General features: G+C 77.3%; 3 protein-coding genes. All 3 read right to left on the bottom strand.

Features of this window, described 5'->3' with window-relative positions:
* On the bottom strand, positions 1–768 hold a 768-nt coding region (locus EBN88_RS29480), incomplete at its 3' end, for an ABC transporter ATP-binding protein (protein ID WP_147472908.1).
* On the bottom strand, positions 765–1,922 hold the full coding sequence (locus EBN88_RS29485) for an energy-coupling factor transporter transmembrane component T (protein WP_233581119.1): 1,158 nt from the start codon (positions 1,920–1,922) through the stop codon (positions 765–767). The genes EBN88_RS29480 and EBN88_RS29485, both read right to left, overlap by 4 nt.
* Positions 1,923–1,946: 24 nt before the next feature.
* Positions 1,947–2,639, bottom strand: a complete 693-nt coding sequence (locus tag EBN88_RS29490; RefSeq protein WP_122400042.1) for an SCO2322 family protein — start codon at positions 2,637–2,639, stop codon at positions 1,947–1,949.
* Positions 2,640–2,669: the final 30 nt, after the last annotated feature.

A 2,669-nucleotide genomic window follows, 5' to 3' on the forward strand; every position in this document is an offset into this window, starting at 1 on the left:
CACCGAGAGCGGAACGGGCGACCAGCCCGCCACCTCGGCCAGCCGCACCACCGGCGGCCGCACCGGGGAACGCTCCAACACCTCGGCCGGCGGGCCCCACACCGGCGCGCGGCCGGGACCCGGCAGCAGCAGCACCGAGTCCGCGTACTGCACCACCCGCTCCAGCCGGTGCTCGGCCAGCAGCACCGTGGTCCCCAGGTCGTGCACCAGCCGCTGGAGGACCGCCAGCACCTCCTCGGCCGCCGCAGGGTCAAGCGCCGAGGTCGGCTCGTCCAACACCAGCACCCTGGGGTGCGGGGTCAACACCGAGCCGATCGCGACCCGTTGCCGCTGCCCGCCGGAGAGCGAGTCCAGCCGCCGGTCGCGCAGCTCGGCCAGGCCCAGCAGGTCCAGCGTCTCCTCGACCCGCCGCCGCATCACATCGGGCGGCACCCCCAACGACTCCATGCCGTAGGCGAGTTCGTCCTCCACCGTCTCGGTCACGAAGTGCGCCAACGGGTCCTGGCCCACCGTGCCCACCACGTCGGCCAGCTCGCGCGGCGGATGGTCGGCCGTCGACCGGCCGGCGACCGTCACCGTGCCGCCGAGCACCCCGCCGGTGAAGTGCGGCACCAGCCCGGACACGGCGTTCAGCAACGTCGACTTGCCCGCCCCCGAGGGCCCCACCAGCAGGCACAACTCGCCCTCGGGCACCGTCAGATCGACCCCGGCCAGCACCGGCGGCGCGTCCTCGGCGTACCGCACCGAGACCGAGGAGAACCGGATCACGCCGCGCCCTCCCCGCGTCCGTCCCTCGTTCCACGCGCCGCCCCGCCCGGGGCCGGAACGGGCGCGACCAGCGCCGGCAGCAGCCCGACCAGCACCGCGCAGGCCGCGCCCAGCGGCAGCGTGGGCGCGGTCAACGGCACGGCCGAGGGCGCCAGGGCGCCCGGGTCGGCGCGCGCGGCCAGGATCACGCCGGTCGCCACCACGGCTCCCGCGCCGGCGACCAGCCAGGCCCGCGCGCCCCAACGGTCCGGGCGGTAACGGGTGCGCGGGCTGCGTCGTCCCCCGAGCCACAGCCCGACGGCCGCCGCCACCGCGCCCACCAGCAGCAACGGAAGCCCGAAGCCCGCGCCCTCGGCGGAGAGCAACCCGTAGGAGCCGACGCAGACGCCCAGCAGCCCGCCCAACAGCAGCGCGTTGGTGGCCCGGCGAACGCCGTTCGGCACGGCGGCCGTTCGCCCATAGCCCCGGGCGTCCATCGCGGCCGCCAGCGCCACCGAACGCTCCAACGCGCCCTCCAACACCGGTCGCGCGACCCGCACCAGGGAGCGCGCGCCCCGGTCCGCACGCCCGCGCAGGCGCTGCGCCGCGCGCATCCGCACCAGGTCGGCCACCAGCCGGGGCGCGAACTGCATCGCCACCACCACGGCGACTCCCATCTCGTAGAGCGCGCCCGGCAGCGACTTCAGCAGCCGCGCCGGGTCGGCGAGCGCGTTGGCCGCGCCCAGACAGATCAACAGGGCGGCCAGCCGCAGCCCGTCACAGAACGCGAAGTACAGCGCCTCCGCCGTCACCCGGCCGCCCAGCCGCACCCCCGCCAACCAGTCCGGCAGCGGCACCTCGGGCAGGGTCACCAGCACCGTGGTCCCGCCGATCGGCGAGCCCAACAGCAGCGCGAAGAGCACCCGCACCGCCACCACCACGGCGCCCAGCACCAGGAAGAAGCCGAAGGCGCGCGCCCACGGCGCGTCGGTGCGCCGGGCCGCCACCACATAGCCGGCGACCGCCACCACGAGCCCCAGCAGGAGCGGATTGGTGGTCCGGGACGCGCCGGTCGCCAGGCCCAGCGCCCACAGCCACCACGCGCCGGCGTGCAGGGCGTTGCTCCGGTGCGCGACGGGCGCGCGCAGCCGGCCCGCGCCGGTGGACCTAGGCACGCCGGGCCTCAACGGTGCGCATCGTCATCGGTCTCTGTCATCGGTCTCCGCGGAACTCCTGCGGCGCCTGGCCCGCGCCCAGCCGGCCAGCCCCAGCAGCGCGACCGCCCCGACCCCGACCAGCAGCGGAACGCCGACCGAACCGCCGCCGCCGGCCGCCTCGTTCGCCTCGTTCGCCTCGTCCGTCGCGCCGACCTCCTCGCCGCAGCCGCGCTCCGGATAGCCGGCGATGCCGCACAGCAGCCCGGCCTGGTCGTAGCGGAGCGGCGGCGCGACCTCAGCGAGCAGCTCAGCGACCGTCGCGCGCCCCGGCAGCGGCACGCACTCGGCGCGCCGCTCCGGCGGCGTGGCACCGCCGGGCGCGTCGGCCGCCGTGCCGAAGTCCAGCACCAGCGCGACGCTGGGCTCCGCGGGCTCGGCCCCGCAGATCGCGGCGAAGTCCCCGGCGTCGCGCGGCGCTGTCCGGTCGTCCCGCTCGCCGCTGACCCCGAACCTGAACCCGACCAGATCGCCGGCCGCCGGCCGGAGCGTCCCCGGCCCCTCGTCGGCGTAGACCCACGCGCCGTCGGCGTCTCCGGTCCAGAACGACCAGTAGCGGTAGGCGGTCTCGCCGTCGGCGACGGCCGCCGCGTGGGCCGCGCCCGGCGCGGCCCACGAGATGAGCAGCGCGGCCAGGCACGCCACGAGGCCGGCCGGCGCGAGGCGCCGACCGGACACGAGCGGGCGCGCCCACCGGGCGCGTTGACC

The organism is Streptomyces triticirhizae, from assembly GCF_003696235.1.
Taxonomy (GTDB): domain Bacteria; phylum Actinomycetota; class Actinomycetes; order Streptomycetales; family Streptomycetaceae; genus Streptomyces; species Streptomyces triticirhizae.